22 protein-coding genes are annotated in these 26,235 nt (G+C 39.9%); 8 read left to right on the top strand and 14 right to left on the bottom strand.

Going from position 1 to position 26,235, the window contains the following annotated elements:
- Window positions 1-25: 25 nt before the first annotated feature.
- Both R2Q94_RS10920 and R2Q94_RS10915 read right to left on the bottom strand, forming a co-directional pair.
- On the bottom strand, window positions 26-2,743 hold the full coding sequence (locus tag R2Q94_RS10920; protein WP_316821493.1) for an outer membrane beta-barrel protein: 2,718 nt from the start codon (window positions 2,741-2,743) through the stop codon (window positions 26-28).
- Between the two features lie 171 nt (window positions 2,744-2,914).
- Entirely contained in the window at window positions 2,915-3,772 is an 858-nt protein-coding gene (locus R2Q94_RS10915) for an N-acetylglucosamine kinase (RefSeq protein WP_316821492.1), read from the bottom strand.
- 462 nt (window positions 3,773-4,234) lie between these two features.
- Here R2Q94_RS10915 and R2Q94_RS10910 point away from each other — a divergent pair, with 462 nt between their 5' ends.
- Genes R2Q94_RS10910 through R2Q94_RS10900 form a run of 3 tightly spaced genes read left to right on the top strand, consistent with a single transcriptional unit; the run spans window position 4,235 to window position 7,372 of the window.
- Window positions 4,235-5,275, top strand: coding sequence for a GntG family PLP-dependent aldolase (locus tag R2Q94_RS10910; RefSeq protein ID WP_316821724.1), 1,041 nt, complete (start codon window positions 4,235-4,237; stop codon window positions 5,273-5,275).
- Window positions 5,276-5,281: 6 nt separating this feature from the next.
- Window positions 5,282-6,769, top strand: a complete 1,488-nt coding sequence (gene accC / locus R2Q94_RS10905; protein ID WP_316821491.1) for an acetyl-CoA carboxylase biotin carboxylase subunit — start codon at window positions 5,282-5,284, stop codon at window positions 6,767-6,769.
- A 3-nt stretch (window positions 6,770-6,772) separates the two neighbouring features.
- Window positions 6,773-7,372 (top strand): riboflavin synthase, encoded by a 600-nt coding sequence (locus R2Q94_RS10900; protein ID WP_316821490.1) that lies wholly within the window; start codon window positions 6,773-6,775, stop codon window positions 7,370-7,372.
- Here R2Q94_RS10900 and R2Q94_RS10895 read toward each other — a convergent pair.
- Window positions 7,361-8,506 (bottom strand): tetratricopeptide repeat protein, encoded by a 1,146-nt coding sequence (locus tag R2Q94_RS10895; protein WP_316821489.1) that lies wholly within the window; start codon window positions 8,504-8,506, stop codon window positions 7,361-7,363. The two genes, R2Q94_RS10900 and R2Q94_RS10895, sit on opposite strands and share 12 nt — an antisense overlap.
- A gap of 231 nt (window positions 8,507-8,737) precedes the next feature.
- Between R2Q94_RS10895 and R2Q94_RS10890 the strand changes: the two genes are divergently transcribed.
- Complete coding sequence (locus R2Q94_RS10890) at window positions 8,738-9,037, top strand: hypothetical protein (protein WP_316821488.1); 300 nt, start codon at window positions 8,738-8,740, stop codon at window positions 9,035-9,037.
- 86 nt (window positions 9,038-9,123) lie between these two features.
- On the opposite strand, the gene R2Q94_RS10885 is transcribed toward R2Q94_RS10890, so the two are convergent.
- Complete coding sequence (locus R2Q94_RS10885; RefSeq protein WP_316821487.1) at window positions 9,124-10,914, bottom strand: histidine kinase N-terminal 7TM domain-containing protein; 1,791 nt, start codon at window positions 10,912-10,914, stop codon at window positions 9,124-9,126.
- 149 nt (window positions 10,915-11,063) lie between these two features.
- Here R2Q94_RS10885 and R2Q94_RS10880 point away from each other — a divergent pair, with 149 nt between their 5' ends.
- Together R2Q94_RS10880 and R2Q94_RS10875 are read left to right on the top strand one after the other, a co-directional pair.
- Window positions 11,064-11,651, top strand: coding sequence for a porin family protein (locus R2Q94_RS10880; protein ID WP_316821486.1), 588 nt, complete (start codon window positions 11,064-11,066; stop codon window positions 11,649-11,651).
- Window positions 11,652-11,759: 108 nt separating this feature from the next.
- Window positions 11,760-12,032, top strand: a complete 273-nt coding sequence (locus R2Q94_RS10875) for a hypothetical protein (RefSeq protein WP_316821485.1) — start codon at window positions 11,760-11,762, stop codon at window positions 12,030-12,032.
- A 5-nt stretch (window positions 12,033-12,037) separates the two neighbouring features.
- Here the strand turns inward: R2Q94_RS10875 and R2Q94_RS10870 are convergent, their stop codons facing one another.
- From R2Q94_RS10870 to R2Q94_RS10860, 3 genes are all read right to left on the bottom strand, one after another.
- The gene (locus tag R2Q94_RS10870) at window positions 12,038-12,958 is read right to left on the bottom strand and encodes a YihY/virulence factor BrkB family protein (RefSeq protein ID WP_316821484.1); all 921 of its coding nucleotides are present in this window, start codon (window positions 12,956-12,958) and stop codon (window positions 12,038-12,040) included.
- 123 nt (window positions 12,959-13,081) lie between these two features.
- Window positions 13,082-14,212 carry a 4-hydroxyphenylpyruvate dioxygenase gene (gene hppD, locus R2Q94_RS10865; RefSeq protein WP_316821483.1) on the bottom strand — a complete coding sequence of 377 codons (1,131 nt, stop codon included), beginning with the start codon at window positions 14,210-14,212 and terminating at the stop codon, window positions 13,082-13,084.
- Window positions 14,213-14,241: 29 nt separating this feature from the next.
- Window positions 14,242-15,408, bottom strand: a complete 1,167-nt coding sequence (locus R2Q94_RS10860; protein ID WP_316821482.1) for a homogentisate 1,2-dioxygenase — start codon at window positions 15,406-15,408, stop codon at window positions 14,242-14,244.
- Window positions 15,409-15,736: 328 nt separating this feature from the next.
- Here R2Q94_RS10860 and R2Q94_RS10855 point away from each other — a divergent pair, with 328 nt between their 5' ends.
- Complete coding sequence (locus R2Q94_RS10855; RefSeq protein ID WP_316821481.1) at window positions 15,737-16,735, top strand: fumarylacetoacetate hydrolase family protein; 999 nt, start codon at window positions 15,737-15,739, stop codon at window positions 16,733-16,735.
- Window positions 16,736-16,988: 253 nt separating this feature from the next.
- Window positions 16,989-17,876, top strand: coding sequence for a flavin reductase family protein (locus R2Q94_RS10850; RefSeq protein WP_316821480.1), 888 nt, complete (start codon window positions 16,989-16,991; stop codon window positions 17,874-17,876).
- A 30-nt stretch (window positions 17,877-17,906) separates the two neighbouring features.
- Here R2Q94_RS10850 and R2Q94_RS10845 read toward each other — a convergent pair whose 3' ends face one another.
- From R2Q94_RS10845 to R2Q94_RS10815, 7 genes are all read right to left on the bottom strand, one after another.
- Entirely contained in the window at window positions 17,907-18,440 is a 534-nt protein-coding gene (locus R2Q94_RS10845) for a C40 family peptidase (protein WP_316821479.1), read from the bottom strand.
- Between the two features lie 63 nt (window positions 18,441-18,503).
- A complete protein-coding gene (locus tag R2Q94_RS10840; RefSeq protein WP_316821478.1) occupies window positions 18,504-19,205 on the bottom strand; it encodes an SDR family oxidoreductase in 702 nt (233 codons plus the stop codon).
- Complete coding sequence (locus R2Q94_RS10835; protein WP_316821477.1) at window positions 19,206-20,984, bottom strand: aromatic amino acid hydroxylase; 1,779 nt, start codon at window positions 20,982-20,984, stop codon at window positions 19,206-19,208.
- A 116-nt stretch (window positions 20,985-21,100) separates the two neighbouring features.
- Entirely contained in the window at window positions 21,101-21,586 is a 486-nt protein-coding gene (locus R2Q94_RS10830) for a GtrA family protein (protein ID WP_316821476.1), read from the bottom strand.
- A gap of 2 nt (window positions 21,587-21,588) precedes the next feature.
- Window positions 21,589-23,514: an LTA synthase family protein gene (locus tag R2Q94_RS10825; RefSeq protein WP_316821475.1), complete on the bottom strand. Its 1,926-nt coding sequence runs from the start codon at window positions 23,512-23,514 to the stop codon at window positions 21,589-21,591.
- 132 nt (window positions 23,515-23,646) lie between these two features.
- Window positions 23,647-25,170, bottom strand: a complete 1,524-nt coding sequence (locus R2Q94_RS10820) for an FMN-binding glutamate synthase family protein (protein ID WP_316821474.1) — start codon at window positions 25,168-25,170, stop codon at window positions 23,647-23,649.
- A gap of 324 nt (window positions 25,171-25,494) precedes the next feature.
- On the bottom strand, window positions 25,495-26,190 hold the full coding sequence (locus R2Q94_RS10815; RefSeq protein ID WP_316821473.1) for a CAP domain-containing protein: 696 nt from the start codon (window positions 26,188-26,190) through the stop codon (window positions 25,495-25,497).
- Between the last annotated feature and the right edge of the window lie 45 nt (window positions 26,191-26,235).

The following is a 26,235-nucleotide window of genomic DNA, read 5'->3' as shown; positions in this document are numbered from 1 at the left end:
GCGGCCTTGTTTTTTTACCACCCTTTTATTTCCCTTTATGTGTAGAGAATTTATACTGATAAGTAGCTAGAAAATACCTCCTTAGAATTTGTCGTTCAGAAATAGACACTGAATTGGCATTGGCATAACGGGAAACAGAAATACTCTCATTTAATAGGTCGAATGCCGAAATTTTTAGTTGTCCACGGTCTTTTTTCAACATCTGAAAGGAAACAGCAAGATTTAAAATGTTGGCACTTTTAGAATAGCCCTGGGTAATTCTGGGATTGTAATTAAAAGCATATTTACTTTCCAGGATAATTCTTTTTGGCCACCTCAGGACCAGTTCCGCTCCTATATCGTGACTAGGGGTCTTGATATTTTTGTAATCAACTCCCTTGTAGGTGGTCATGTTTTGAAGGAAGGTGTAATTGGTGGTCACCGTAAGTAGGGATTGGTAATTAAAGTTGACCGCTTGTCCGAGTCTCAGGTAATAAGTGGTTTGCGTTCCTTCATCCTGATTCAGAAAGAAAGCAGTTCGATTTAGGTTAGCATAAAAATCGTTGTTTAAACCAATTTGCCAGTCCTGGGATTTTTTGAATTGCTTTCCGAAATTAATCCCCAGGTAACCAGAAACATAACCATCTCTGTTAACCGGAGTGGTGACTCTGGCTCCATCCTCTGAAATTGTGTTTTTTTCTATGGTACTGTTATCGGATAATGTTAGACCGGAATATGCACTGAAATTGATTTGCTTACTATGGTTGTATTTATAGATATTTCCCTGGAAGAACCGGTGGTGTTGGGGTTTTAAATCAGGGTTTCCTATAAATTTAGTCAATTGGGTATATTCTCTGGTGATGGGCTGCATTTGAGCGATTCTTGGTTGTTGAATTTGCTCCGTATAGGAAAGATAAAAACTAGGCCCCTGAATAGTGATTTCAGGAAATAGATTAGCGTATTGCAAGTGCTGATCCATAACATCCCTATTGAACTTGTTTTGTACATTTTGCAAGGCTCCATTGAGTCCAACTTTCAAACTATAGGACTTAGCAAAGTTGAAGGATAATTTTGGTCTCAGCTCTTGGGACCAGGTATCTCTACTTAGGTTACTACTCTGTGGAATTAAGAAGATGTTGTACATTCCATCTATTGGGTTTTTATCATAGCTGGATACTTTTTCAGTCGAATTTGCATAGTTTATAACTGCTTTGATTTCGAATGTCAGTAGTTTGTGGATGGGGTAGGTGTAATCCGCTGTTAAGCTGGCATCATTATATTTGTTGTTGTTTTCTTCCAAACGATCAAATAACTCCGGTTTAATGCTTTCTACGTATGATTTCAGATCATAAAGGGAGAATCTGTCTGAAGCATTTTTGTTGAGCGACAGGGAATGACGGATGTTGATGGATTCGCCATCCTTTTTTAAGCGTCTATAGTAAGATGCGGTATGAGAAAACTGATGGTTGTTGTTGTTACTGTTAGAGCTGTTGCTGATCTCATTCAGTTTGGGATGCAAGGTGTTAAAGCTATTGCTATTCGAAGAACTTTCACGGTTATCGTTGCCTAAATTCAGCTTTGGCTGATATCTAAATTGATTTAAGCTGTCAGGTTTCCATTCGATTAAGCCACCAATTGCGTGTTTTTGATTGTTGTTCCGGCTCTTTGAAGTAGAGGATGACGTGATTTTTATGATTTCCAAGGTCTGTTCGGAAAAGCTACTGGAGGCATTAGTGGTGTTGGTATTGGTATAGAAGTAGGTGAGGTTGGTCTTTAGTTTTTTCCCATAATTGTTATTGATATTAACGCCACCGGCTGTTATTTTCTCCATGTCTCCAGCCCAGGATCTACCTCCAAAGGTGCCATCATAATATCCGGAACCTCCAGAGCGATCAAATCCACCCATACTATACAGCTCATTTTGAGAGAAACCGGTTTTATTCAAGTTGTTGGATAGCCCAATCAGACTGACCTGTAGGGTATCTCTAAAGTTACTCAGAATTCCCCCTCCATCGAAGCGGTCGCGGGTTCCGGCACCACCATAAAACTTGCCTATGGTACTTTTTTTGATTTTGCTTTTTAGTTTCAGGTTAATGATCTTCGATACTTGAGAAGCACTGATTTTATGATCCGGATCATCTTCGCGATCATCATAAATCTGGATCTGATCCAGGAGGTCTGCATCCAGGTTTTTGGTAGCAATCAATGGATCATTTCCGAAAAACTCCTTTCCATCAATCAGTAATTTGCTGATCGCCTTGCCATTGACGAGTATAGAACCATCTGCATTGACCTGGACACCAGGAAGCTTTCTGAGCAATTCTTCCACCACTGCATTCGGCCTGGTTTTAAATGCTTCTACGTTGAATTCAATGGTGTCTTTTTTTATGACTACCGGCGACCTTTCTCCCCTGATTACTACTTCATCCAGTTGGGTCCCTTTAAATCGTAAAGTGCCAAAATCCCTGACCTCGCCTGGTTTAAGTTGGAGGTTTTGTCGGTGGGTAGGATAACCCACATAGGAAATGATCAGTTTTGTAGCGCGATTCGTTGGTATACCTGCTATATGAAATGTTCCCTTTTTATCGGATAAAGTATAAGAGATCAGGGAGGTGTCTTTAGCATTCACTACCGCAACAGTGGCGAATTCTATAGGGCTATTGCTAATGGAGTCAGCTAAAGTGCCTTTGATACTGGCTTTATCCTGTGCATGGGTACTGGACGCTATTAAAAATAGCAGGAGAGGCGCTAAAATTTTAAACATGAAGAGAATTTGGTTTAGGTTAATTTCCTTTTGGGGAAATATTTTGGTTATTCAATGATACCAAATTTTCTTAAATCCCTCTTGTTAAAATATGTTAAATTAATTCTGGCTGATAACAAAAAGAGGGCACCTTTTGGGATGCCCTCTTTTTTCTTTATAAGAATGTATTGCTTATTTGTTCACCGTATTCATGTGGTATTCCACTAAATCATCTATAGGAGAGCGGATCACTTTACCAACACCCATTTCATATCTGTCGGCAACAACACTTAAAATATCTCTGAAGCTATAACCTACAGATCCAACGCAGTTTAGTGAGTAATCTTTATAGTTTGGATAGTGAACTACTAAATTATCAAAGAAAGCAGTAAATGCGAAATCTACAGTAGAGAAGGTATAATCTTCGTAATTGTCTTTATAGTCGTATAAGAACTTGCTGAAACCAGCACAAAAACGATTTGGAAGTGGTTTATTATAAATATGATCAAAAATATCCTCATTGGTCAGGGCAAAGTTATCATAGAAACTTTCTCTTAAACCTTTAGGCATATAACCTTTCATGTAATCACTAAGAATTCTTTTTCCGATGTAGCATCCGCTACCTTCATCACCCAGGAAATATCCTAATGAATCGATGTTTAGCGTAATGTCTTTACCGTCATACAAACAAGAGTTTGTACCTGTACCTAAGATTGCCGCAAAACCTGGCTCATCACCTAGTAAAGCACGGCATGAAGCCAATAAATCATGTCCGATGTTGATCTTTGCATTAGGAAATACCTGTTGCATTGCATCTGCTACAATTTTGCGTTTGGCATCAGTTGAACATCCTGCACCATAGTAATTTACTTCGGTAAGTTTATCTGTTTCTAAATGATCCGGAAGAGATTTTCTTAACGAACCAACAATATATGCGGTATCCGAAAAGTATGGATTGTATCCTTCTGTATTAAATAGAATTTTTCTGCCAGCTTCATTAATTAAGCACCAATTGGTTTTGGTGGAACCACCATCTGCAATAACTATCATCTTAATTTGTTTTTTTCGGGATAAAAGTAAATAATCCTAACACTTTTGTATGTTTTTTTTTCATAAATTTAATTCTTTGGTTTAAGTTATTTAAATAATTTTCCGCCTTTATTGTGCAAATAAGGGCGTTTTTGCTCTTTTTATTTATTGATTTAAAGTTACCATATTGTTAAAAAAACACTAAGCCTAAAATACACTTGTTATTTTGAAATCCAAATTAAAAATCAAGCATTTAGCGGAATTGGCATTTTAATTCTGGAAAAAGGGCTTTTTATAAATTTAAAAAACCTCAGTATCGTACTTAATAAACGTTTTACTAGCCTTAAAAGCGGTTTTTGAATAAAATACCCATCATCTGTATTTATTGTAATTATCTCGTTAGCTCCATTGATTTTGTGGAGCAGCACTTTTTAACGAGATTTAAAAAGTTAATATTTGTAGATAAGCTATAATCAAAATATGATGCCAATAAAGATTGATTTGAGAAGCGATACAGTGACTAAACCAACAGCTGGAATGCTGGCTGCAATGATGGCAGCGAAAGTTGGTGATGATGTTTACGGAGAAGATGAAACTGTTCATCAACTGGAGACGAAACTTGCGGGGATGTTTAATATGGAAGCCGGATTGTTTTGTCCATCAGGAACGATGACCAACCAGATTGCGATCAAATGTTTTACCCAACCAATGGATGAAGTGATTTGCGACCAGACTGCTCATGTTTACCGTTATGAAGCTGGCGGAATTGCCTATCATTCTATGGCTTCAGTGCGTTTACTCCATGGACCGAGGGGCATCGTTAGTCCGGAACTGATCGAACCTGAAATTAATGAAGATAACATTCATTATCCGAACTCCAGCCTTGTGGTATTGGAAAATACAGTAAATAAAGGGGGCGGGGCATGTTATCATTTGTCCCAGATCGAGCCCATTCATACTTTATGTAATATAAAAGGATTAAAGTTACATCTGGATGGCGCAAGAGTTTTCAATGCTTTAGTGGCGACAGGTAATTCTGCAAAACACTACGGACAATATTTTGATGGTATTTCGGTGTGTTTATCTAAAGGATTGGGCGCGCCGGTGGGTTCCGTTCTTTTGGGAAGCAAAGAGACCATCAAAAAAGCGATCAAACTTCGCAAGGCGTTTGGAGGTGGATGGCGACAGGCGGGCTTTCTGGCTGCGGCTGGAATTTATGCATTAGACCACCATGTGCAAAGGCTTTCCATCGATCATGATCATGCCCGGACATTGGCTGCGGCATTGACTCAGATGAATTATGTCGCTTCCGTCATGCCTGTGGAAACCAATATCGTGTTGTTTGAAATTGCCGCTGGTTTTAATGCCGAAAATATTGTCCATCTTTTGGCAGAAAAAGGTGTAGTTTGCAGTACTACCGGGCCGAGAACGGTTCGTATGGTGACTCATCTCGATATTTCTCCGGAAATGATCGACCAGACCATTGAAATCATTTTACATTTACATCCTTCAGCGCATAAATAACCTTACATGAAGAAAATTTTGGTAGCCAACAGGGGCGAGATAGCATTGCGCATCATGCGTTCTGCACGTGAAATGGGCATTAAAACAGTAGCGGTTTATTCGGAAGCTGATCGAGCAGCGCTTCATGTGCGTTATGCAGATGAAGCCATTTGTATTGGCCCTGCAGCATCCAGTCAGAGTTATCTATTGGGAGAAAAAATCATTGAAGCCTGTAAAATTACTGGTGCCGACGCGATTCATCCAGGATACGGCTTCCTGTCAGAAAATGCAGGTTTTGCCAGATTGGTGAAAGCCTCAGGTCTAATTCTGATCGGCCCTACTCCCGAAGCCATGGAAATTATGGGAAATAAGTTGTCTGCAAAAGCGGCAGCTTTAAAATACCAGATCCCTATGGTTCCCGGAACTGAAGAAGCAATTACTGATATAGAAGAAGCGAAAGCTAGAGCTGTAGAAGTAGGTTTCCCTATTCTGATTAAAGCTGCTGCGGGTGGTGGTGGAAAAGGAATGCGCATAGTAGAAAAAGTAGCAGACTTTGAAGAGCAAATGCAGTTGGCCGTGAGTGAGGCAACTTCTGCTTTTGGTGATGGTGCTGTTTTTATTGAACGTTATGTTTCTTCGCCAAGGCATATTGAAATACAGGTTTTGGGGGATACCCATGGCCATATTGTGCACCTTTTTGAACGCGAATGTTCTGTTCAACGCAGGCATCAGAAAGTGGTGGAAGAAGCCCCTTCAAGTGTGCTAACTGAAGAAATCAGAGCTAAAATGGGTAAATGTGCCGTAGATGTGGCGCGTTCGGTTAATTATGTGGGCGCTGGAACTGTAGAGTTTATTCTGGATGAACACCTGGATTTCTTCTTTTTAGAGATGAACACCAGACTTCAGGTAGAGCATCCGGTAACAGAGTTGATTACGGGCTTAGACCTGGTTAAAGAGCAAATTAAAATCGCCAGAGGAGAGACTTTGTCCTATTCACAGGAAGACCTTAAAATCCATGGCCATGCGATTGAACTGAGGGTATATGCAGAAGATCCGGAGAACAACTTCCTTCCTGATATTGGGACACTGGAAGTTTATCAGAGCCCAAAAGGGAACGGGGTCCGCGTAGATGACGGCTTTGAACAAGGGATGGAAATTCCCATTTATTATGATCCAATGATCGCCAAATTGATTACTTATGGCCAGAATAGGGAAGAGGCTATAGAAAGAATGGTCAGGGCAATTGACGAATATCACATTACCGGAATAAAAACTACCCTTGGTTTTGGTAAATTTGTCATGCAACATGAGGCTTTCAAATCAGGCGATTTCAATACCCACTTCGTGAGTAAGTATTTTAATCCGGATCGCTTGAAGGAAAGCGATGAAAATGAAGCAATGATTGCAGCAGTTATCGCTGCAATAACTTATAAAAAGAAAACCAATGAGCCAGCTACTGTAACTCAGGAGTCTCAGGCTAGCAATTGGAAAAGAAACCGTACAAAATATAATTAGCAGATGTTTACAGGGATAATTGAAACATTAGGAGAAATCGAAGCGATTAGGGAAGAAGGAACTAATCTTCATTTTACCGTTAAATCGGAATTGAGCAATGAGCTAAAGATCGATCAAAGCATAGCCCATAATGGGGTTTGCTTAACCGTAGTGGCTTTAACAGACACGAATCATACGGTAACGGCCATTCAGGAAACTTTAGAAAAGACAAATCTGGGGCATTTGGCGCTAGGCAGCAAAGTGAACCTGGAGCGTTGTATGCAGATGAATGGACGTTTGGACGGACACATTGTACAGGGACATGTAGACCAGACTGCGGTTTGTGTGAAAAGAGCAGAACTGGATGGCAGCTGGGAATACCGTTTTAAATACGATGCCCAGAACGGAAATGTGACCGTAGAAAAAGGCTCTGTTTGTGTCAATGGAATTAGTTTAACCGTGGTAGGGTCAGAAAATGATGAGTTTTCTGTTTTTATCATTCCCTACACTTTTGAACATACCAACCTTCATCAGGTAAATGTTGGAGATACGGTAAATCTTGAATTTGATATTATTGGTAAATACGTGGCCCGCTTAATGGCACGCGGTGAATTACCGCTTTAATTCTTCAATTTTACTTTTGATAAAAACGACCAGTTTGGCCTGCTCTTTAGGATCTACGGTTTTCAGGTACTGCTGGTAATAATTGATGGCATTTTTCTTGTCATTTAGCTTGGTTTCATAGACTAAAGCGATGTTATAGTATAAACTGCCATTGTTCTCAAATAAAAGCCCGCGTTTATAGGCCGCATTAGCCAGGTCGTTTTTATCAATACTTTCATAAGAATCTCCCAGAAGGCCGTAATAACTCGATGTTTTCTTGGAAATGGCCACTTTGAGGGTACGCTCTAAATAATCTGCCGCATTCTTGTAATCTTTGATCCCGCGGTAACTTAAGGCGATATTATATAAAAGGCCTTCATCAGCATTTTTATCAATGCTTGCTTTTAAGAAGTAATCCAATGCTTTTTGATAATTCAGAAGTAGAAAATAACTCTTCGCCATATTGGTCAGCACAAAAGTAGAACTGTCCCCATAAGCCATCAGCTTTTCTCCGGTTTGAATAGACTCCTGGTATTTTTTTGTAGCAATGCTGGCTGGCATTTTCATTTTTAACAATTGAAGATTACTGCTGTCAGCTGACAAAGCAGGTTCAAGCACGTTTAATGCACTGATGAATTGGTTCATCTTGAAGTATAGCTCACTGAGTTCATAAGCTACATCTGCATCTGTTGGATTGAGTTTATTCGCCTTTTTGAAATTTTTGAACATGGGCACCAGATCTCCCTGTTCTTTTTCAATACGCCCGATTTGCTTGTAGGCATTGAAATTATTGCTATCCAGTTCTACAACCTTGGTCAGGTATTCTTTGGCCTTGGCATTGTTTCCCCTTCTTAAATTGATGTTAGACAGATTAAACAAGCCTGCAATGTCCTCTGGTTTTTCTGCATAGAGCTTTAAGTAGTTCTTCTCTGCTTCAGCAAGTTTTCCCGCCATCAGGTAGGCATAAGCCAGCTGAGAAATCTCCTTCGAATCTTTTGTGTCTTCGGTGTAAATGCCTTGCAGGTACTGAGCAGCATCCAGGTAGCGTTGCGTTTGAAAATAATCCAGCAATTTTTCTTTATCTACAGCATTGGTTTGTCCGTTTACGTAAGAGGTACTGATCAAAATTAAAAGCGAAAGCAGGAGTTTTTTCATGTGTTGCTGTTTGTGTTATAATTTAAAGAAGTATATACAGAATTTTTAGGTGCTGTAAAATCTCAGCACATTATACTGAGCTCATTTAATAAACTAAGTTATTAGTTTGATTTCAGTTTTCCAAATTATGGGCTGTAGGTTTTGCGCTTATCTGAAAAAATAAAAACATACTTGCCATGTAATTGGTTCTATTAGTATATCAATACTAGGTTAAACTAAATCGATAAAAATATGGATACTTTAAAAAAGTTTGAATTAATGGAGAAGATAGTCAGGGAGTTGGAAGATTTACAACATTCACAACAAGCGATTATCCAGAAAATAGGTAAGATTGAAGTGGACAATATTGAATTGGGAGATAAAAGACTGGACAAAGACTTGCCAGATATGCACCAAAGGGTATCGGACAACCTGGATACCATTGTTGGCATACTGGAATACTTTGCTGATAAAACTCAGAATTTTGGAAATAAAAACAACGTAGAAGCTTTAAAAGAAAAACAGGCCATTAATGAAGCTACAGGCCATTAAGCTTTGAATGATAAAAAGAAAAACAGGATCTGATGCATGCAGAGGATTTTTATGAAGCCTGAAAAAGCCGGTAAGCATTGATTTGCTTATCGGTTTTTTACATTAAAATCATCATTTTCCGGGGCAACAGGGATAAATAAATTGAATTTGGTACCTATGCCCAATTCACTTTCAACATTAATAGTACCCTCATTGCGTTCCATAAACTCTCTGCATACCACTAAACCCAGACCGGTTCCTTTTTCATTTAAAGTCCCTCTGGTCGATTGGTTTTCCCCACTAAATAGTTTTTCAACAGTTTCTGCTTTAATGCCCACCCCATTGTCGTGTATGGAAAGCATCATCTGGCCTTTGGTATAAACGGAGGAAATGTCGATCTCACAACCTTCGAAGCAGAATTTGATCGCATTACTCAATAAATTCCGGACTACAATCTGGATCATTAGCATGTCTGCATAAACCAGGATTCCCGGAAAAACATCCTGAATGATCGTGATGTTTTTAGAAGTTGCGGAAGGCAGGTGGTAATTGACCTCATTGATGATCATACCCCTCAGATCAAAAAATTCTTTATTGATACCGTATCCTTTCAATTGACTTCTAGACCAATGTAATATGTTTTCAAGGAGCTCAGTAGTATATAAGATATCCTTGTTTAAGGTCGGCGATAACATTTTAAATTCCTCAATCGTGATCTGATCATTGGAAATCATTTTGAGTACCTCAGAGAGGTTCACCAGTGGGCCGCGAAGGTCATGCGCAATGATAGAGAAAATACGGTCCTTTAATTGGTTTAGCTTTTTTAGTTCTTCCGTTTGTTGCTGGGATTTTAAGGCTTCCTGTTTAAAATTAGTGAGGTCCTGAAATTTAATTATTGTGGCCGTATTACTGAGCTGATTTTGATTCAGATACAGGATGTTTGCCTCCAGATCATGCTGGCCCAATGGGCTCTCCGCGCGTAACTCCACTTTTCCTGATTGATGGTTTTTTAGGAACTGAAAAAAATTCTCCTGTTGTGGAAATAAAGATTCAATTGAAGTTCCTATGATCTTTTTATTGTTGGGCTCATTCAGGTATTTTCTTAAAGCATGATTGTAATCAATCACCCGAAATTGCTTATCAATCACCAAAAAACCATCCTGGATTAATTCAAGTACTTTTTCTCTGGCCACGGGTAAGACATCAAACAGCTTAAAACGGTAAATGGCAATGAGTACAAATGTAATGGTACCGGCAAAAGCGAAAGGAGTCAGGTCGAGGTTGTTAATTGGACGAAAGCCCAAAATGTAAGCGATATTGGTGATCCATGGAATTAATGCGGCAAGGATAATGCTGTAGTTTTGTCTTTTATAAATGGGATCGGATTTGCGGAATGTAGAGATGAGTTGGTAGCTACCGATAGCCAGTAAGAGGTAAAAATAGCCAGTAAAGAGTTTGTAAGCGATCCCTGGTTCAATGGATACCGTTGGAAAGGGACCAGTGCTATCCATAAGATAATGCTTGTAATATAGTTGGTGGTAATCATTGGTCCAAACCAATATGGAAGTGAGCGCAGTGATCGAAATCAACAAGGTTAGGTTTAAGGGCCGTTTGTACCAGTACTCCTTTCCAGAGAGCTTTAAACAAAATAGTAACCAGGACATTGGGAGGGTACTGATGCCAATATATTCAATATCGATCAGCAGTTTTGCCTGTGTCAATTCATGTGAAGCAAGTTCAAAGCCATATCCTAATGACCAGATGGCATTAGATAGCATGACCAGACCAAAAAGCCTTACGGCACCATGTTCTTTACGGTAGGCATACCAGGATAAGAAAAGGGTGATGATCCCAAAAAAAATTAAGAAATAGGAGTATGCATTGAATGTAAAATCCATCTAAAATAGGTGATGATAAGCGCTCAGCCTAGAATTCTAACTCGGTTTCAAATAGGCGATTGTAAATATAAAATTACGTAATATACTGATGAATTAAAAATATTCTTAGTTTTACATAACAGTTTTTATATCAACCTATACGTTACATTATGAAAAAAATAATTTTATCTGCGTTATTCGTCTGTTCAAGTATGATGGGCTTCAGTCAAATTCTGCCTAGCTTTCAATTCGGCTTAAAAGGTGGGGTCAATATGACTAAACTAAGTACGGAAGGTACTTTAAAAAGCGATAATAGAGCAGGATATTATGGTGGTATCTGGGCACGTATTGGTGCGGCAGGAATTCACTTGCAACCAGAGATGTATATTTCGGGCAAGAACACAACTTTAAAAGACGGTAACGGCTTTGAAAATAAAGTAGACTTCACCAGTTTAGATATTCCAGTTTTAATTGGTACCAAAATCGGTGCTGCAGGTATAGGTTTCCGCTTAAACACTGGGCCGGTAGTTTCCTTTGTCCTAAATAAAGACCAAAAGGTGAATCAGGCAATTGGAGAGGCATTTAAGGGCAATTTTAAAGATCAGAATTTTGCATGGCAGTTTGGTGCCGGACTGGATGTCAGTAAATTAGGCATCGATCTGAGATATGAACAAGGTTTATCAAAAATTGGCAAAGACGATTTTAGTGGTAAAAAACTGGGTCTGTTCACATTAGGACTGGCTTACCGTTTATTCTAAAATACAATTTCTCAACATTTGTGGAAAAGGGCTGAACTTTAGGGTTTTGCCCTTTTTTTTGGCGCTAAAATTGACGTTAAAATCTTCCCTAACTTAAATAAGAAGACCATGAATATCAAAGAACTATTATTGAATGGAAAAGGCTTCTCTGAGCTGCTCAAACAATTCTCTATCGAAGCAGATGATGTTAAAATTCAGGATGAAGAGCTGATCTTGTCTGACCAGATTTTGCGACACAAAGATATTTTTAAAGAAAGTATCTGTATTGAAGGAAAAAATAAAGAAGGGATTGTCAACCTTTTTGGAACCCTTCATTATAACCTGTTCAATAAACTAGCGGTATTTGAAATGCAAGGATTTGAGAAAATCGCAACCGCTTAAATTGTTTAGGCCTCTTTTATTATTTCTTTGATTTCATAAGTAAACGCGCCCTTTATAGGGCGTATAGGACGGTTTTTGTCGTCACTCAATACTTTTACATAACAAGCACCAAAGTAAAAAATGAAAGAAGAGTAAAATACAAAAAGCATAATCAGAACAATTGATCCTGAGGTACCATAGATATTTCCAATGCCACTTAAAGGCAGCATAATTCTAAGAATGGACTTGCCAATGGTAAACAGGATACCAGTTAGAATACCACCATGTATGGCCGATTTCCAACTGGGACGGCCGTTGGTGAGGAATTTGAATAAGACAGAAAACCAGGTGGTCACAATCACGATAAACAATACCTGGTTCAGCATCAATAGAAAAAACCTTCCGAAAGTTGGGGCAGCATTGTTGACATAAGTGCCAATGATCGCCTGCATACTATCCGTCATGATTCCAACAAAAAACAACAGTCCGGCTAATAAGATAATTACAAAAGAACGCGCCCTGAGTTTCATTTTAAATACAAAGCCTACCTTTTCTTTGATGCCAATAGACCAGATCTGATCCATGGAGTTTTTGATGACTGCGAAAAGGGTAGTGGCTACAAATATGAAGAATATAAAACTCAGAATGGTGGCATACCATTGATGATCTACGCCTCTGATGTTTTTTAAAACCTGTCTGATTTGAGTCGTACTGCTGTCATCTAAGACTGTCCCTAGTCGCTCAAACAAGGTATTCGCCAGTTCTTTCCGATCCATGAAAAAACCAAATAAGCGAATTAAAATAATCAGAATGGGAGGCAAGGCAAAATTGGCAAAGAAAGCAGTTGCACCGGCAAGACGCAGTGGATCATTCTTTTGGAATAATTTAAAAGCCGCGCCAAAGCGTGTAAAGAATAATGAGATGCTTCCGATGATGTTAATGTCCATTCTCGCAGGTTGCCTAGAAGGCCGAAATTAACTAATTTTTCCTAATTCTTGCTTCTGTAACATAAAAAAGCCAGTACTGTTTCCAGACTGGCTTTAGTTTTATGAATAATAATGATCAGTTTTTTATAAGTTGCCTCTCAATTCCTGCTCACGTTCCAGGGATTCAAACAAGGCTTTGAAATTACCGGCACCAAAAGATTGCGCTCCTTTTCTTTGGATGATTTCAAAGAACAAAGTCGGACGGTCTTCTACCGGTTTAGTGAAAATTTGTAATAGATACCCTTCTTCATCGCAATCTACCAGAATACCCAGTTCTTTCAATTGTGCAATCTCTTCATCAATCTCACCCACACGGTTTGGCATCATGCTGTAATAGGCATCAGGGGGTGCACTTAAAAACTCAACCCCTCGAGCTTTTAATTCCCTTACGGTAGTCAAAATATCTTTTGTAGCTACCGCAATGTGTTGCACCCCTTCGCCTTCATAAAATTCTAAATATTCTTCAATCTGTGATTTTTTCTTTCCTTCTGCAGGCTCATTGATCGGGAATTTCGAAAAACCATTCCCATTGCTCATTACCTTACTCATCAGGGCCGAGTATTCCGTGTTGATCTGCTTGTCGTCAAAAGACAGGATATTGACAAATCCCATCACTTCTTCATACCATTTAACGGTCTCGTTCATTCTGTTCCATCCAACATTACCCACGCAGTGGTCGATGTACAATAAACCAGCCTCTGTTGGTGCATAGTCGCTTTTCCACTCGCGGTAACCCGGCATAAATGTACCCTTGTAGTTTTTGCGCTCTACAAACATATGGATGGTCTCTCCATAAGTATAAATGCCTGACATTTTCAGCTCTCCAGACTCATCTGTCAGGGTAACAGGCTCCAGGTATGGTTTTGCACCACGTTTTGTCGTCTCTTCGAATGCGCTGTATGCATCATCCACCCATAATGCCAACACTTTTACCCCATCTCCATGTTTCTTTACATGTTCTGCAATCGGGCTATCCGATTTTAAGGCAGTAGTTAAGATTAACTTGATTTTCCCTTGTGTCAATACATAGGAAGCGCGGTCGCGAACTCCTGTTTCTGGTCCGGCATAAGCCAGTGATTGGAATCCAAACGCAGTTTTATAGTAATGTGCAGCTTGTTTTGCATTGCCTACATAGAATTCTATGTAATCCGTTCCATTAATTGGAAGAAAATCAGGCGCTTTTGCGATCTTTTCTGCAAATGTCTGTGTACTCATGATGGTATAATATTTTAAAAATTATCTGATTATTCTACGTTTTCCTGCCAGCTTTTGTGGTAATTTTCATCCTCAATGTTAATGGCATCTTCTGTTAACATCAAAGGGCGGAAAGGATCAACCATTACCGCTAATTCTTCCGTGCTTTCTTTACCGATGGATTTCTCTACAGTTCCAGGATGTGGTCCATGTGGAATTCCACCAGGATGTAAGGTAATCTGACCTTTAACCACACTTTTTCTGCTCATGAAATCACCATCTACATAATACAATACCTCATCACTATCTACATTACTGTGGTTGTATGGCGCAGGAATAGATAGGGGATGGTAATCATATTTTCTTGGTACAAATGAGCAAATCACGAAATTATGCCCTTCAAAAGTCTGGTGTACCGGAGGTGGCTGATGTAAACGGCCTGTAATCGGTTCAAAATCATGGATAGAAAATGCCCATGGATAGTGAAAACCGTCCCAGCCCACAAAATCAAAAGGATGTGTGCCATAAGTATATGGATACATTAAACCTTGTTTCTTGATCAGCACTTTGAAATCACCATATTCATCAATCGTCTCCAGATCCTGAGGACGTCTGATGTCGCGCTCGCAGTACGGAGCATGCTCCATCAACTGACCGTATTCATTTCTGTAGCGCTTTGGAGAGCGGATTGGACTAAAACTTTCAATGATAAACAGTCGGTTTTTCTCATCGTCGAATTCCATTTGGTAAATGGTACCTCTGGGTACAACCAGGTAATCACCGTAGGAAAAACGGATTTTTCCAAAGCCTGTTTTTAGTGTTCCCGTTCCTTCATGGATGAAGATCACTTCATCTGCCTGACTATTCTTATAAAAATAGTCGGTCATAGACTTTCTTGGCGCTGCCAGGGAAATGTGTAAGTCGCTATTTACCAGGACTGCTTTCCTGCTTTTCAGGTAATCATCTTCCGGTTTGATGTTAAAACCAATCAGACTGGTATGACGCAGGTGCTTTTCACGTGCAATCTTTGGCTCCACAGAATAGGGTTCTCCAAGTGATTTTACAATGGTTGGCGGGTGACAATGGTAAACGAGTGAGTACAAGCTGGAAAAGCCTTCAGTAGAAACCAATTCTTCTGCATATAAATTGCCATCTGGCTTTCTAAAAACGGTATGACGTTTCGCAGGAATAGTTCCTAAGGTATGATAAATAGGCATAACAGTAGGTTAATTTGGTTAGAATTATATATGTGTTAATAACAGTAAAACGTGGAAAACGTTTTATTCAAAAGCAAGGGGAAGGCTATTTGGAATATTGAGCAAAGATGATCTTCGAAAGCATCGCATACCGGAATGCGGCCAAGGCTTGTTTGGCTACCTGATTTTGATATGTTTGTTGTAAGATCATTTTGTTTGCGGAGCTAAATTAATGAATAATTATAGTAAAGAACAAACAATCAGTCCAATTATATGTAGATAAAATATATTTAACCACTGATGCTGTATTTTTATATAGCTTTGAATAACTTGATAAAAAACTGCACATATGAAGCTGGTATCCTATAAGACAGAAGACAGAGAACACCTGGGTGTTTTTGTAAACGGACATATTTATAACCTGAATTCTTGCGACAAGCTGTTGCCGGATGAAATGAATGCTTTCCTACAGGGTGGGGTAGATCTGATGGATCGCGCTAAAAAGGTAGACGCACAGATTAAATCTGGCGAAATCGAACCTAAAGAGGAGGCTTTTTTTGAATTGCTGGCACCAGTACCGCATCCAAGCTCTTGCAGAGATGGTTATGCTTTTCGTCAGCATGTGGCTGCGGCACGTAGAAACCGTAAAGTAGACATGATTGCTGAATTTGATCAGTATCCAATTTTCTATTTCACCAACCACAATGCCATTCAGGGGTCTGGTGACATTGAATGTATGCCGGATCATTTCCAAAAGCTTGACTTTGAACTGGAAGTTGCCATTGTGATTGGTACAAAAGGACGTAATATTCCTGCTTCGGAAGCCGACAATTACATTGCCGGTTATATGATCATGAACGACATGAGCGCAAGAACCCTGCAAATGGAAGAAATGTTACTGAACTTAGGGCCTGCAAAAGGAAAAGACTTCTCTACAGTAATTGGCCCATGGTTGGTTACTCCTGATGAACTGGAAGAATACCTTTGCGAAGCTAAACCTGGTCATACCGGAAAAGCCTACAATCTGGAAATGACTTGTACCGTAAATGGGATACAGGTATCTGGCGGAAATATGGCAGATATGGACTGGACTTTCGCCGAAATCATTGAACGTTGTGCTTATGGCGTGGATATTTTACCTGGTGATGTGATCGGATCAGGTACCGTAGGCACCGGATGTTTTCTGGAGCTAAATGGAACCGGATTATTGAACAATCCTGATTTTAAACCACAATGGTTACAAGCTGAAGATGTGGTGGAGATGGAAATCACTGGTCTTGGACACCTGAGCAATGTCATCAAAAAAGTAGATACTGATTTCTCTATTCTTGCACTGAAGAAGAAGTAATCAGCGCCTTCAATATTTACCCGGATTTTTCCTGTAAATACCTTCGGGTCTTAATTGGAAAAATCCGGGTTTCCTTCCTCCTGGACTCCTATTCCTGGAATTTTTCATTCCTGAAACGTTTTGATTTTGGTCCTAAAACTTATTGCGGTATCTCTATTTCCGGTTTCAATTTCCCCTTAAATTAAAATTTGGCAGAGCCTTTTTTAAACTACATTTTGACAGTAACTTTGGCTCTAAACAAGCTCAAACCTATATGCTGACTATCGATGTAACCACCATTCCCGCTGTTCAATTACAAAATTACCTGCAATATGCGATTGCACCCAGACCCATTTGTTTTGCAAGTACGATCGATCAGGAGGGCAATATCAACCTGAGCCCATTCAGTTTTTTCAATATGTTCAGCACCAATCCACCTTTATGTATCTTTTCTCCATCGAGAAGGGTGAGGGACGGCAGTACCAAACATACGCTTGAAAATGTGCTGGAAGTAAAAGAATGTGTGATCAATATTGTGAATTACCCAATGGTACAGCAAATGAGCCTGGCCAGTACAGAATATGCTAAAGGGGTGAACGAATTTGAAAAAGCTGGTTTTACGATGTTACCTTCTCATTTGGTGAAGCCACCAAGAGTAGCTGAAGCACCGGTGCAATTGGAATGTGTAGTCAGGGAAGTCATTCATCTGGGAGATCAACCCGGTGCTGGTAATTTAATTCTGGCAGAAGTAAAGCTGATCCATATTCAGGAAAATATTTTAGATGCCGATGGTAAAATCGATCAGGAAAAGATAGATCTTGTGGCGCGTTTAGGTGGCGATTGGTATTGTCGTGTTACACCAGATAGTTTATTTAAAGTGGCCAAACCTTTGACCACATTAGGTATTGGTGTAGATGCTTTACCTAAAGCTGTACGTCATTCTCATGTGTTATCTGGAAATGACCTGGGCAGGTTAGGCAATATCGAACAGCTGCCTTCAGCAGATGATATTGATGAAATGTATGGAAACAGTGTGGTGAAAGAAGTTTTAGATGCGACCATTGGTGATGCCCATAACCGCGAACGTGAACTTCATGAATTGGCGAAGCAATTCCTGGCAGAAGGCAATGTCATGGCTGCTTTAAAAGTCGTCTTGCTTTAATATAAGGTCAAAAGCATTTTATAGGATTACTTATAAAATGCTAACCACTTTCATAAAGCGTTTCTTGTAGAAACTGTCATTTAAACTGGTGATGGTTACGCCTTTAGCGGCTCCTGAAGAAGAATGGATGAATTTGATTTCATCACCATCCACAGCAGAGATAATACCTACATGACCTACACGACGAACGCGACTGTTGGTACCGGTAAAGATGATCACATCTCCAACTTGTGCATCAGCAAGCTTCTTATCCTGGCCTTTAGTAGCAAAATCTCTTGAGGAACGTGGGGCATTGATCCCAAAGTTCCTGAATACGTAGTTGACGAATCCAGAGCAATCGAAACCATTTTTCGGATTGCTGGATGCATAACGGTAACGTGTACCAATCATGGATTTCGCAAAAGATAAAAGATGACTCGGTTGAAGTTTACTGGCAGGGAGTGCCGGTAGATGTTCCATCAGCTTGAAAACCATATCCTGGTATGGGATAGGTGTCAATCCTTGCGACTTTGCCGCAAAAGTACTCATGGATAAAAACAGGACAATTATTATGCTTTTCTTCATAGGGATTGGGCTAAAGATATATCAAAAAATCTTTAGCCAAAAGTAATGTTGATAACTAATTGATTAAGGGGTGCTTACTGATACTGGAATCACTTTTCCATTAAAAAACTTGTGACCAGTCTTCGCGAAGTCGGCCACATATTTCCCCATTTCAAAGGCCATTACTGGCGATTGATAGCCAGGAAAGGCCAATTCCAGCATTTCAGTTTGTGCGGAACCTAGTGCCAGACAATTGATCTTAATCCCACTTTCTGCCAATTCAAAAGCCAGGCATTCCGTTAAAGTATGCAAGGCTGATTTGCTCGAAGAATAAGCTGCCAGGCCAGGGAATTTCACGCTACCCTGATAGCCGCCCATACTGCCAATGTTGACAATATGACTACCAGTGGTCATCAATGGCAAAAGGTTTTGAATCATATTAAAATGACCCAATACATTACTTTCAAACATCTGGTACATATCCTCTTTACTGGTTTCCAGGAAAGGTTTGTTCAGTAAAGCGCCGGCATTATTTATTAAAATATCTACATTGCCCAGTCTTTCCTTTAAAAAAGGAAGTAATGCGGCATAATCATCGTTTACAATGTCAAATTCAACCGGAAGTAAGACGCAATCCGGATTTATACCTCTGGCAATTTCTAAAAGTTTACGCAGTTTATCTGCCGAACGGGCAATACATACGATTTTGTTTTCTTTGTGAAGTGCGAATTCTAATGCTGCCTCAAAACCAATTCCACTACTCGCACCTGTTAATACTATATTCATTTAATCTTCTTCTGTAATCAATTGGCTCACGGGATTTTCAATCACATGTAAACCGTCGGTAATTAATTTATAATGATCTGGTTCATTTGCTGCTTTCAGCTCCAGGTAAATGCGGACTTCTTTTTCCAGCTGCGGATCCAGATTCTTATGGTAAAGGATCTCCAGAATCTCTAAAGCAGCCAGCCAGTCGTATCTGTGTTCTGTTTTTAAAGCTTCAAATAGCGCAATTACCTGCGCATAATTTCTCTTTTCTTCCCTGATCGTACGAATCTCTTTGTAGATGGCATGAAGCTCCTGTGTTTTTTGATCGTAGCTTACTTTATGCGTTTGTTTATCACTGATGTGTGTGATTTCTTCATAAGCATCTTTATCTGCTGCACCATTAAATACAGAGATGATTTTCTCTCCTACAGCCATATCATAAATACCCCATTCAGGTTGGAAAAGAACATTGCCATTGTCTTCTTTAACGGTACAATCTTCGAATACAATCAGAATGGTTTTACCATTATGTTGCAGGATTTCTTTCACTAGACCATTCAGATGGATGCCGCTATCGAAAGTGATATCCGCTCTGCTGCCCCTGGCAATACCTTGCGCTTGTAATTCAGAAAGGCTCAAATCTTCTAACACCAGGCCATTTAAGCGGCCAACAGGAGAGGAGAATCCATCTTTATGGTAGAATTTACTATGACCTTCCAGTTGTTTGTCATCTACTGCCAATGCAGAAGGTCCGGTTGTTTTAATGAAGGTCAGTTCATCAGCAGCATTTAAGCCCATGTCTGTGAAGACACCAGTAACCTGCAAGCCTGAACTGTAAACTGCCGTTGCTGGGTTTTTACACTCAATGGCTTTCACGATACTTTCCGAGCCCCCGCGTCTGAATGCCATGGTGTCTGCAAACTGCTCCAACACGTCAATCAGGTTTTGGAAAGTTTCTGTTACAAATAACTGTGGCTGCGGTTTGGTGATGTCATAAGAGTAATTGATGGTGTCAATATTGTACCATAATTTCTTCACATCCTCTTTCATACAGCTGGAACTCTCGCCAATAGAGGAAAGTAAGCCTGCCCCATAAATTTTTGGATTTTCCAATGTACCAATCAAACCATATTCTACCGTCCACCAATGCAAACGACCCAATAAGGCCATTTCAGAAGGCTCGCCCATATTTTCAGCCACTTGCTGTAAATGCTGTTCAGCCTTTGCAATTTCCTGCTCAGGGGTATTTGCTGATTCTTTTAAAATGCTCAGGTTTCGAATGGCTTCATAAAGTTCAAAATCCTTCGAAGAAAACATGGCTTTAGCACCAATAGAGCCAAAATAGCTCAGGTAACTGTTGTAATCTGCATCTGCGATAATCGGGGCATGCCCTGCCGACTCATGGATGATATCCGGAGCTGGTGTATATTCAATATGGTTAATCTGACGGATATCTGCGGCAATCACCAATACCTGGTAAGCCTGGTATTCCATGAAGGCTGCGGGTGGAATAAAACCGTCAACAGTGACTGCACCCCAGCCAATTTTGCCCAGATTGTCGTTCATGGTTTGCAAGTTTGGAATCTGTTCGATGCTTAAACCTGCACGTTGCAAACCTTTAATATAGGGATAATAGGCCACTTCTTTCAGGTAGCTATAGTTCTGGCGCATCACATAGCGCCAAACTGCCTGATCAATTGGCGTATATTTTTCATAATGCTGCTCTACAATAAATTGCCTTAAATGCTTTGGAAGCTTAGCTACTCGTGGATTGTTAAAGTCATTAAAATCACTCATTACCTATATGGTTTATATCGAGCCCAATATAAGAAAATCTACGTCTTCTCCTAAACAAAACCTGCCTTCATTTATGAAAAATAACGGAAAGTAGACATTATTAGGGATGTCCTACGCTATTTCTTCACTTTAAAAGAGAAGTGTTTTTGAGAGAAATAACTAAATATGGCCAGTAAGAATGAAATGATGATTTTGGAAACTGTAGGATAAAATGAAAAAGCTTCCACCATGACTTTTAGTAAGGCATAATTGATCAGGATATTGGTGGCCACTACGGAGCCATATCTGAACAATTGGATACGGCCTTTTAAAGTAGATTTGGTGAAGACCAGGTATTTATTTAAGATAAAACCGATAAAAAAAGTAATCAGGGTTTCAATACAAAGCGCTGCAACTGGTGCGGTAATGAGTTTTGGCAACATTGGAAAATCCAGATGGACATCCTGTTGCTTTAAAATCCAGTTATAGGCAATATAATAAATCACAATGCCGGAGACGAAGGTGGTGCCCCCGGAGGCGATGTACCTGAAAGTATGTAAGGAAATGTATTTCGAAAAAGGAGGATAGAAAAAGTCTATGAGCTTTAACAAAGCTTTGCGCATACTTATTTATAGGTTAACTGATTTGCGATCATTCTATTGTTATATTGTTGTCGGAAGGCTTTCAACTTCCTTTCCATGGCCTCAGCTACAGCTGGCTCCTGTTTCAGAATGTTATTTTTTGTGAGGCGGTCTTTTTTCAGGTTGTATAGCGCCAGGTTCTCCTTGCCATCGTTTACCAGGTAATAATCTCCCATATAAAAGTTAAAAGAACCATCATTATTGTTCACTACAAAGTTATCTGTTTGCTGATCAAAAGCATCAAATCCCAGAGAGAAGTAAGGCTTATCGTAATGCAGGTAGTTCAATACCGTAGGCATGATGTCCATTTGTTGTACCAGTTTATCCGACAATCCTTTTAAGGAACCATCCGGACGGTAAAAAATGATAGGGATGGAGAAATAACCTGGTGTAGTCTGATACTCCGGGTGATAAGAAACGGTCGCATGATCTGCACACAGCACAAATAACGTATTCTTGTACCAGGGCATGGTAGCGGCGGTTTTGAAGAAATTGCGCAAAGCCATATCGGTATAACCTAGAGGCTCCTGAACGGGTAGTGGACCTTTAGGAAATTTCCCTGCATACTGGTCCGGCACATTAAAAGGGTGGTGTGATGATAAGGTGAACACACTGGCAAAGAAAGGTTGTTGTAGTGTATTCAGGGTTTTGGCGGTGAATTGTAAAAACGGATCGTCCCAAATTCCCCAGGTACCAGAATCGCCTGTTTTACCATATTCATTAAGTCCAAAGTATTTCCTGACCCCTGCCAGGTTGGTATAAGAAGAGAAACCCATAGAGCCATTTGCTGCACCATGAAAAAAGGCGGTTTCGTAACCTTCGTCGCCCAGGATTTTCGCTAAACTGGTGGTTTTGTTGCCCGAATAAATCGACAGTACAAAAGGTTCGTTGATCGAAGGGATACCAGTAATGACAGAAGGCAGGGCATCGATAGATTTTCTGCCGTTGGCATAGCTCCTTTTAAAAGTATAACTTTCGCCTATCAAAGAATCCAGAAAAGGCGTGTAACCTTTATACTTACCCCCATCAAGGTCTTTATTCAGACTGCCAATGTGCTCTTTTCCCAGACTTTCTACGATGATGACCATCACGTTTAACTTGTTGAATTTGGCACTGTCTTTTGGCAGGTATATTGGGTTGTATAATGAATTTAAAGTTTGTTCATCATAGAAATTAAGTGGCTTTAATTTCGAGGCTTTTAAGGTTCTGATGATCGAGAAAGGGGTATTCAAAACCAGACTCATTTGATCAGGAGTATCTACATAATCTCCGGCATTGCTCAGGGTGATTGGCCTGGTTTGGGCACCCCAGCCACCACGAATACCGGTGATACACATGATCAGGATCAGCCCCATTAATGCAGTATGCAAAAGATAAATCGGCCAGGTAAAGGAAACCGTTTTTTTTACCTGAACGAGTTGATACAGCTTAATGAACAGCCAAACGAACAGGGCCAGTAAAATCAGCAGATACCAATAGTCCTTCAGGAAATCGCCAAATAGTTTTAGTTTATTTTGTTCATTGCTAAACTGACTGAAAACCGTTGCTGTTGTCCTTTTAAGAGTGAATTTATAATAAACAAAATCCATTAGATTGGCTATAATCCCCAAGCTGTTGGTCACAATGAACCACCATTTGAAAAACTTTTGATAACCTTTCTTGTAACGGAAGGAAAAAGGAATCAGATGGGCGAGGATATATACCGAATTGATATAGAGTAATGCGGAAACATCAAATTTTAAACCACCCCAAAGGATGTACAGGTACTTTGTTAGGGTAATGTTCTGGAAGAGGTCCTGATTGAAAAAGTAGAATCCGATTCTACATAGGGTATAGAGGAATAATAAGATCAGAAATCTATAGGCCAATACCAGATAAAGCTGGAGACCAGTGGTGTTTTTTATTTTCAAAGTTTTGAATATTTGCTCCAAAGCTAAGTATTGATAATGATTTATTAATGTTAAATTCATCAAAAGGGCCGTCTCCTTATGGAAGACAGCCCTTTTTGATCATTGTTAGCTATTTCTCTATAATATCATGCTCTAGGAGAAATAGATGTCTTTAAAGTTCAGCGATTTGGTGGTATCGATTCTTCTGTTGAAACGCTCTGGTTTGATTTCATTTAAGGTATCAAAACCACAGGCTTCCATCAGTTCGATAGTTGCATGAACGGTGTTTTTATGGAAATTGGCTACACGATGTTTTTTATCGGTCACATCAATTCCTTTAAATAAGCTCTTATCCTGGGTGGCAATACCAACTGGACATTTACCGCTGTCGCATTTCAATGCCTGGATACAGCCCAGGGCCATCATCATTCCTCTTGCACTATAGCAGGCATCTGCACCAAGTGCAACTACACGCATAATGTCAAATCCGGTAATGATCTTTCCTGAAGCCAGGATTTTGATGTCATTTCTTAGTCCGTATTTTTTCAAAGTAGTATTCACAAAGGCAAGGGCATCCAATAATGGCATCCCTACGTAATCCGTATATTCTAATGGAGCTGCACCGGTTCCACCTTCTGCACCGTCAATGGTGATGAAATCCGGAGAGATTTTAGTCGCAATCATGGCTTCGCAGATGTCGATAAACTCTTCTTTACTACCAATACATAATTTGAAACCAATTGGTTTACCGCCCGAAAGCTCACGCATTTGCTTGATGAAATGCATCAATCCCTGGGCATCAGAGAAAGTGCTGTGTGCTGGAGGCGATAAAATTGTTGTTCCGGCAATAACATTTCTGATCTCCGCAATCTCCGGCGTATTTTTGGCTGCTGGTAAGATACCACCATGACCAGGTTTTGCACCCTGAGATAGTTTAAGCTCAATCATTTTCACATACTCTCTTTTAGAGTTCTTTTGAAAAAGTGCGCCATCAAATTTACCTTCTGCATCTCTACAGCCAAAGTATCCGGTACCTACCTGCCAGATCAAATCACCACCACCTTTTACGTGGTATGGGCTGATTCCTCCTTCACCGGTATTGTGTGCAAATTTATTCAGATTGGCACCATTACTCAATGATTGAATCGCAGTTTTACTCAATGCCCCAAAACTCATGGCACCAATATTCAGGATACTTAGGTCGTATGGTTGTAAACAGCCAGTACCACCCACTTTTACCCTTAAATCCATATTGGCGATTTTTTTAGGGTAAATACTGTGTGATACCCATTCGTAACCTTCCTGGTATGGGTCTACCTGCATCCCGAAGGCTACAGTTTCTCTTTCATTTTTTGCTCTTTGGTAAACAATAGAGCGCTGGCGACGGTTAAATGGTTTCCCATCCAGCTCTGATTCAAAGAAATACTGACGCATCTCTGGTCTGATTGATTCGAAGAAATAACGTAAACGACCAATTACAGGATAATTACGTAGAACGGCATGTTTAGATTGAAAGCGATCGTAAGCCAATGCAGTAACCAGGATCACCGGTAATGCAATCAGGAGGTGGAAAGCGGATTTTTGATAAAACGCATTCACGATTAACGCGATAATGCCAATTAAGGCGATCCAAAGAAATACTGTCCCAAGTATGGAACGAAATCCTTTTTGTTTCATAAGGTGCTGATAAATAAAAGTAGAATGAACATTTGAAAGGGATATGATTTTTGAATCTTAATCCTTCAAAATGAATTTAAATAATGATTTTTCGAATAGAATAGGCCCCTGAATCGAGAATCTTAAGGTGAAGGACTCGGGGCTAAGAGAATAAAATCTCTGCAGGTACTCTGGAAAGCGAAGCCGAAAGCGTAGTTCTCCCGCTCATACCGCGCGAAGCGCCTATATGCGGTGTTGTACTTATTATCAGTCGTTTTCATTGGCGCAAAGCTCGGCACCTTTTTCCTCAATTCAAAGGAATTTGAAGTTATTTAATTGTAAATATTATTCTGGAAGGGATACAAAGTCGATCACAGCACAGTAACGGTAACGGGGATGAGGTTGTATACTTAAGCCAACGGTGTTGAGTTCCGATGATCTGTTTAAGATCAGTTTACGGTGGCCAAGGTCTGGAACACCCTTGTCCAGCAGTAACATACATACGTTCTCCAGTCCGGAGTTGAAGCCAAAAGCGATACATTCACCATTGGATTTCTTGGGATATACGGTGGCAATCCGCTGGTTTAGTGTACGACCATCCTTTGAAGTATGGCCTGCATAATTGTTTCTATTCAAGTCTTTTGCATGTGCTTTGGCTACATTACTGAGCGCAGGATCGGGCCAGAATACGGGAAAATCCTTTACTTGATCAAGATCTCTCCTTAAAGTACGGTAATAATTGTCGTTTCTGTTCACCTTTAGTTGTTCATAATTCCCGTACTGTTGCATCCTTATATTATAGGCATCTACAAAGTCCTGGAAGTAAGTGTCAAAAAATCTGGCACCATCCATTCTGGCCAGATTCATGTAAATCACCATGTCTTTCTCTTCGGCGGTCAGATAGCTGGCATTCCCAGCTGTATTGGCCATTTTTAATTCTGCTCTGGTCCAGCTGTCATCTGCTGATTGTCGTGGATTGGATGGAACCGGAGGGGAGGTAAATGGCAGGATTAGTAGGAGCGCAAGGGCAATTATCTTCATCTTATCTTTCTTTCTTGGATCTTTTAAGCTTTAGCGGATCTCTTT

This window comes from Pedobacter gandavensis (assembly GCF_032678465.1).
Lineage (GTDB): Bacteria > Bacteroidota > Bacteroidia > Sphingobacteriales > Sphingobacteriaceae > Pedobacter > Pedobacter gandavensis_B.
Note: the sequence above shows the minus strand (reverse complement) of the source record. Positions and strands in the feature narration are given on the sequence as shown.

What these genes read in the sequence shown, in the direction of transcription:
- R2Q94_RS10915 (WP_316821492.1), bottom strand. Translation starts at nt 3,772, where the DNA reads ATGATAGTTATTGCAGATGGTGGTTCCACCAAAACCAATTGGTGCTTA.
- R2Q94_RS10895 (WP_316821489.1), bottom strand. Translation starts at nt 8,506, where the DNA reads ATGAAAAAACTCCTGCTTTCGCTTTTAATTTTGATCAGTACCTCTTAC.
- R2Q94_RS10890 (WP_316821488.1), top strand. Translation starts at nt 8,738, where the DNA reads ATGGATACTTTAAAAAAGTTTGAATTAATGGAGAAGATAGTCAGGGAG.
- R2Q94_RS10885 (WP_316821487.1), bottom strand. Translation starts at nt 10,914, where the DNA reads ATGGATTTTACATTCAATGCATACTCCTATTTCTTAATTTTTTTTGGG.
- hppD (WP_316821483.1), bottom strand. Translation starts at nt 14,212, where the DNA reads ATGAGTACACAGACATTTGCAGAAAAGATCGCAAAAGCGCCTGATTTT.
- R2Q94_RS10880 (WP_316821486.1), top strand. Translation starts at nt 11,064, where the DNA reads ATGAAAAAAATAATTTTATCTGCGTTATTCGTCTGTTCAAGTATGATG.
- R2Q94_RS10830 (WP_316821476.1), bottom strand. Translation starts at nt 21,586, where the DNA reads ATGCGCAAAGCTTTGTTAAAGCTCATAGACTTTTTCTATCCTCCTTTT.
- R2Q94_RS10910 (WP_316821724.1), top strand. Translation starts at nt 4,235, where the DNA reads ATGCCAATAAAGATTGATTTGAGAAGCGATACAGTGACTAAACCAACA.
- R2Q94_RS10835 (WP_316821477.1), bottom strand. Translation starts at nt 20,984, where the DNA reads ATGAGTGATTTTAATGACTTTAACAATCCACGAGTAGCTAAGCTTCCA.
- R2Q94_RS10845 (WP_316821479.1), bottom strand. Translation starts at nt 18,440, where the DNA reads ATGAAGAAAAGCATAATAATTGTCCTGTTTTTATCCATGAGTACTTTT.
- R2Q94_RS10840 (WP_316821478.1), bottom strand. Translation starts at nt 19,205, where the DNA reads ATGAATATAGTATTAACAGGTGCGAGTAGTGGAATTGGTTTTGAGGCA.
- R2Q94_RS10920 (WP_316821493.1), bottom strand. Translation starts at nt 2,743, where the DNA reads ATGTTTAAAATTTTAGCGCCTCTCCTGCTATTTTTAATAGCGTCCAGT.
- R2Q94_RS10870 (WP_316821484.1), bottom strand. Translation starts at nt 12,958, where the DNA reads ATGGACATTAACATCATCGGAAGCATCTCATTATTCTTTACACGCTTT.
- R2Q94_RS10815 (WP_316821473.1), bottom strand. Translation starts at nt 26,190, where the DNA reads ATGAAGATAATTGCCCTTGCGCTCCTACTAATCCTGCCATTTACCTCC.
- R2Q94_RS10860 (WP_316821482.1), bottom strand. Translation starts at nt 15,408, where the DNA reads ATGCCTATTTATCATACCTTAGGAACTATTCCTGCGAAACGTCATACC.
- R2Q94_RS10900 (WP_316821490.1), top strand. Translation starts at nt 6,773, where the DNA reads ATGTTTACAGGGATAATTGAAACATTAGGAGAAATCGAAGCGATTAGG.
- R2Q94_RS10850 (WP_316821480.1), top strand. Translation starts at nt 16,989, where the DNA reads ATGCTGACTATCGATGTAACCACCATTCCCGCTGTTCAATTACAAAAT.
- R2Q94_RS10855 (WP_316821481.1), top strand. Translation starts at nt 15,737, where the DNA reads ATGAAGCTGGTATCCTATAAGACAGAAGACAGAGAACACCTGGGTGTT.
- R2Q94_RS10875 (WP_316821485.1), top strand. Translation starts at nt 11,760, where the DNA reads ATGAATATCAAAGAACTATTATTGAATGGAAAAGGCTTCTCTGAGCTG.
- R2Q94_RS10820 (WP_316821474.1), bottom strand. Translation starts at nt 25,170, where the DNA reads ATGAAACAAAAAGGATTTCGTTCCATACTTGGGACAGTATTTCTTTGG.
- accC (WP_316821491.1), top strand. Translation starts at nt 5,282, where the DNA reads ATGAAGAAAATTTTGGTAGCCAACAGGGGCGAGATAGCATTGCGCATC.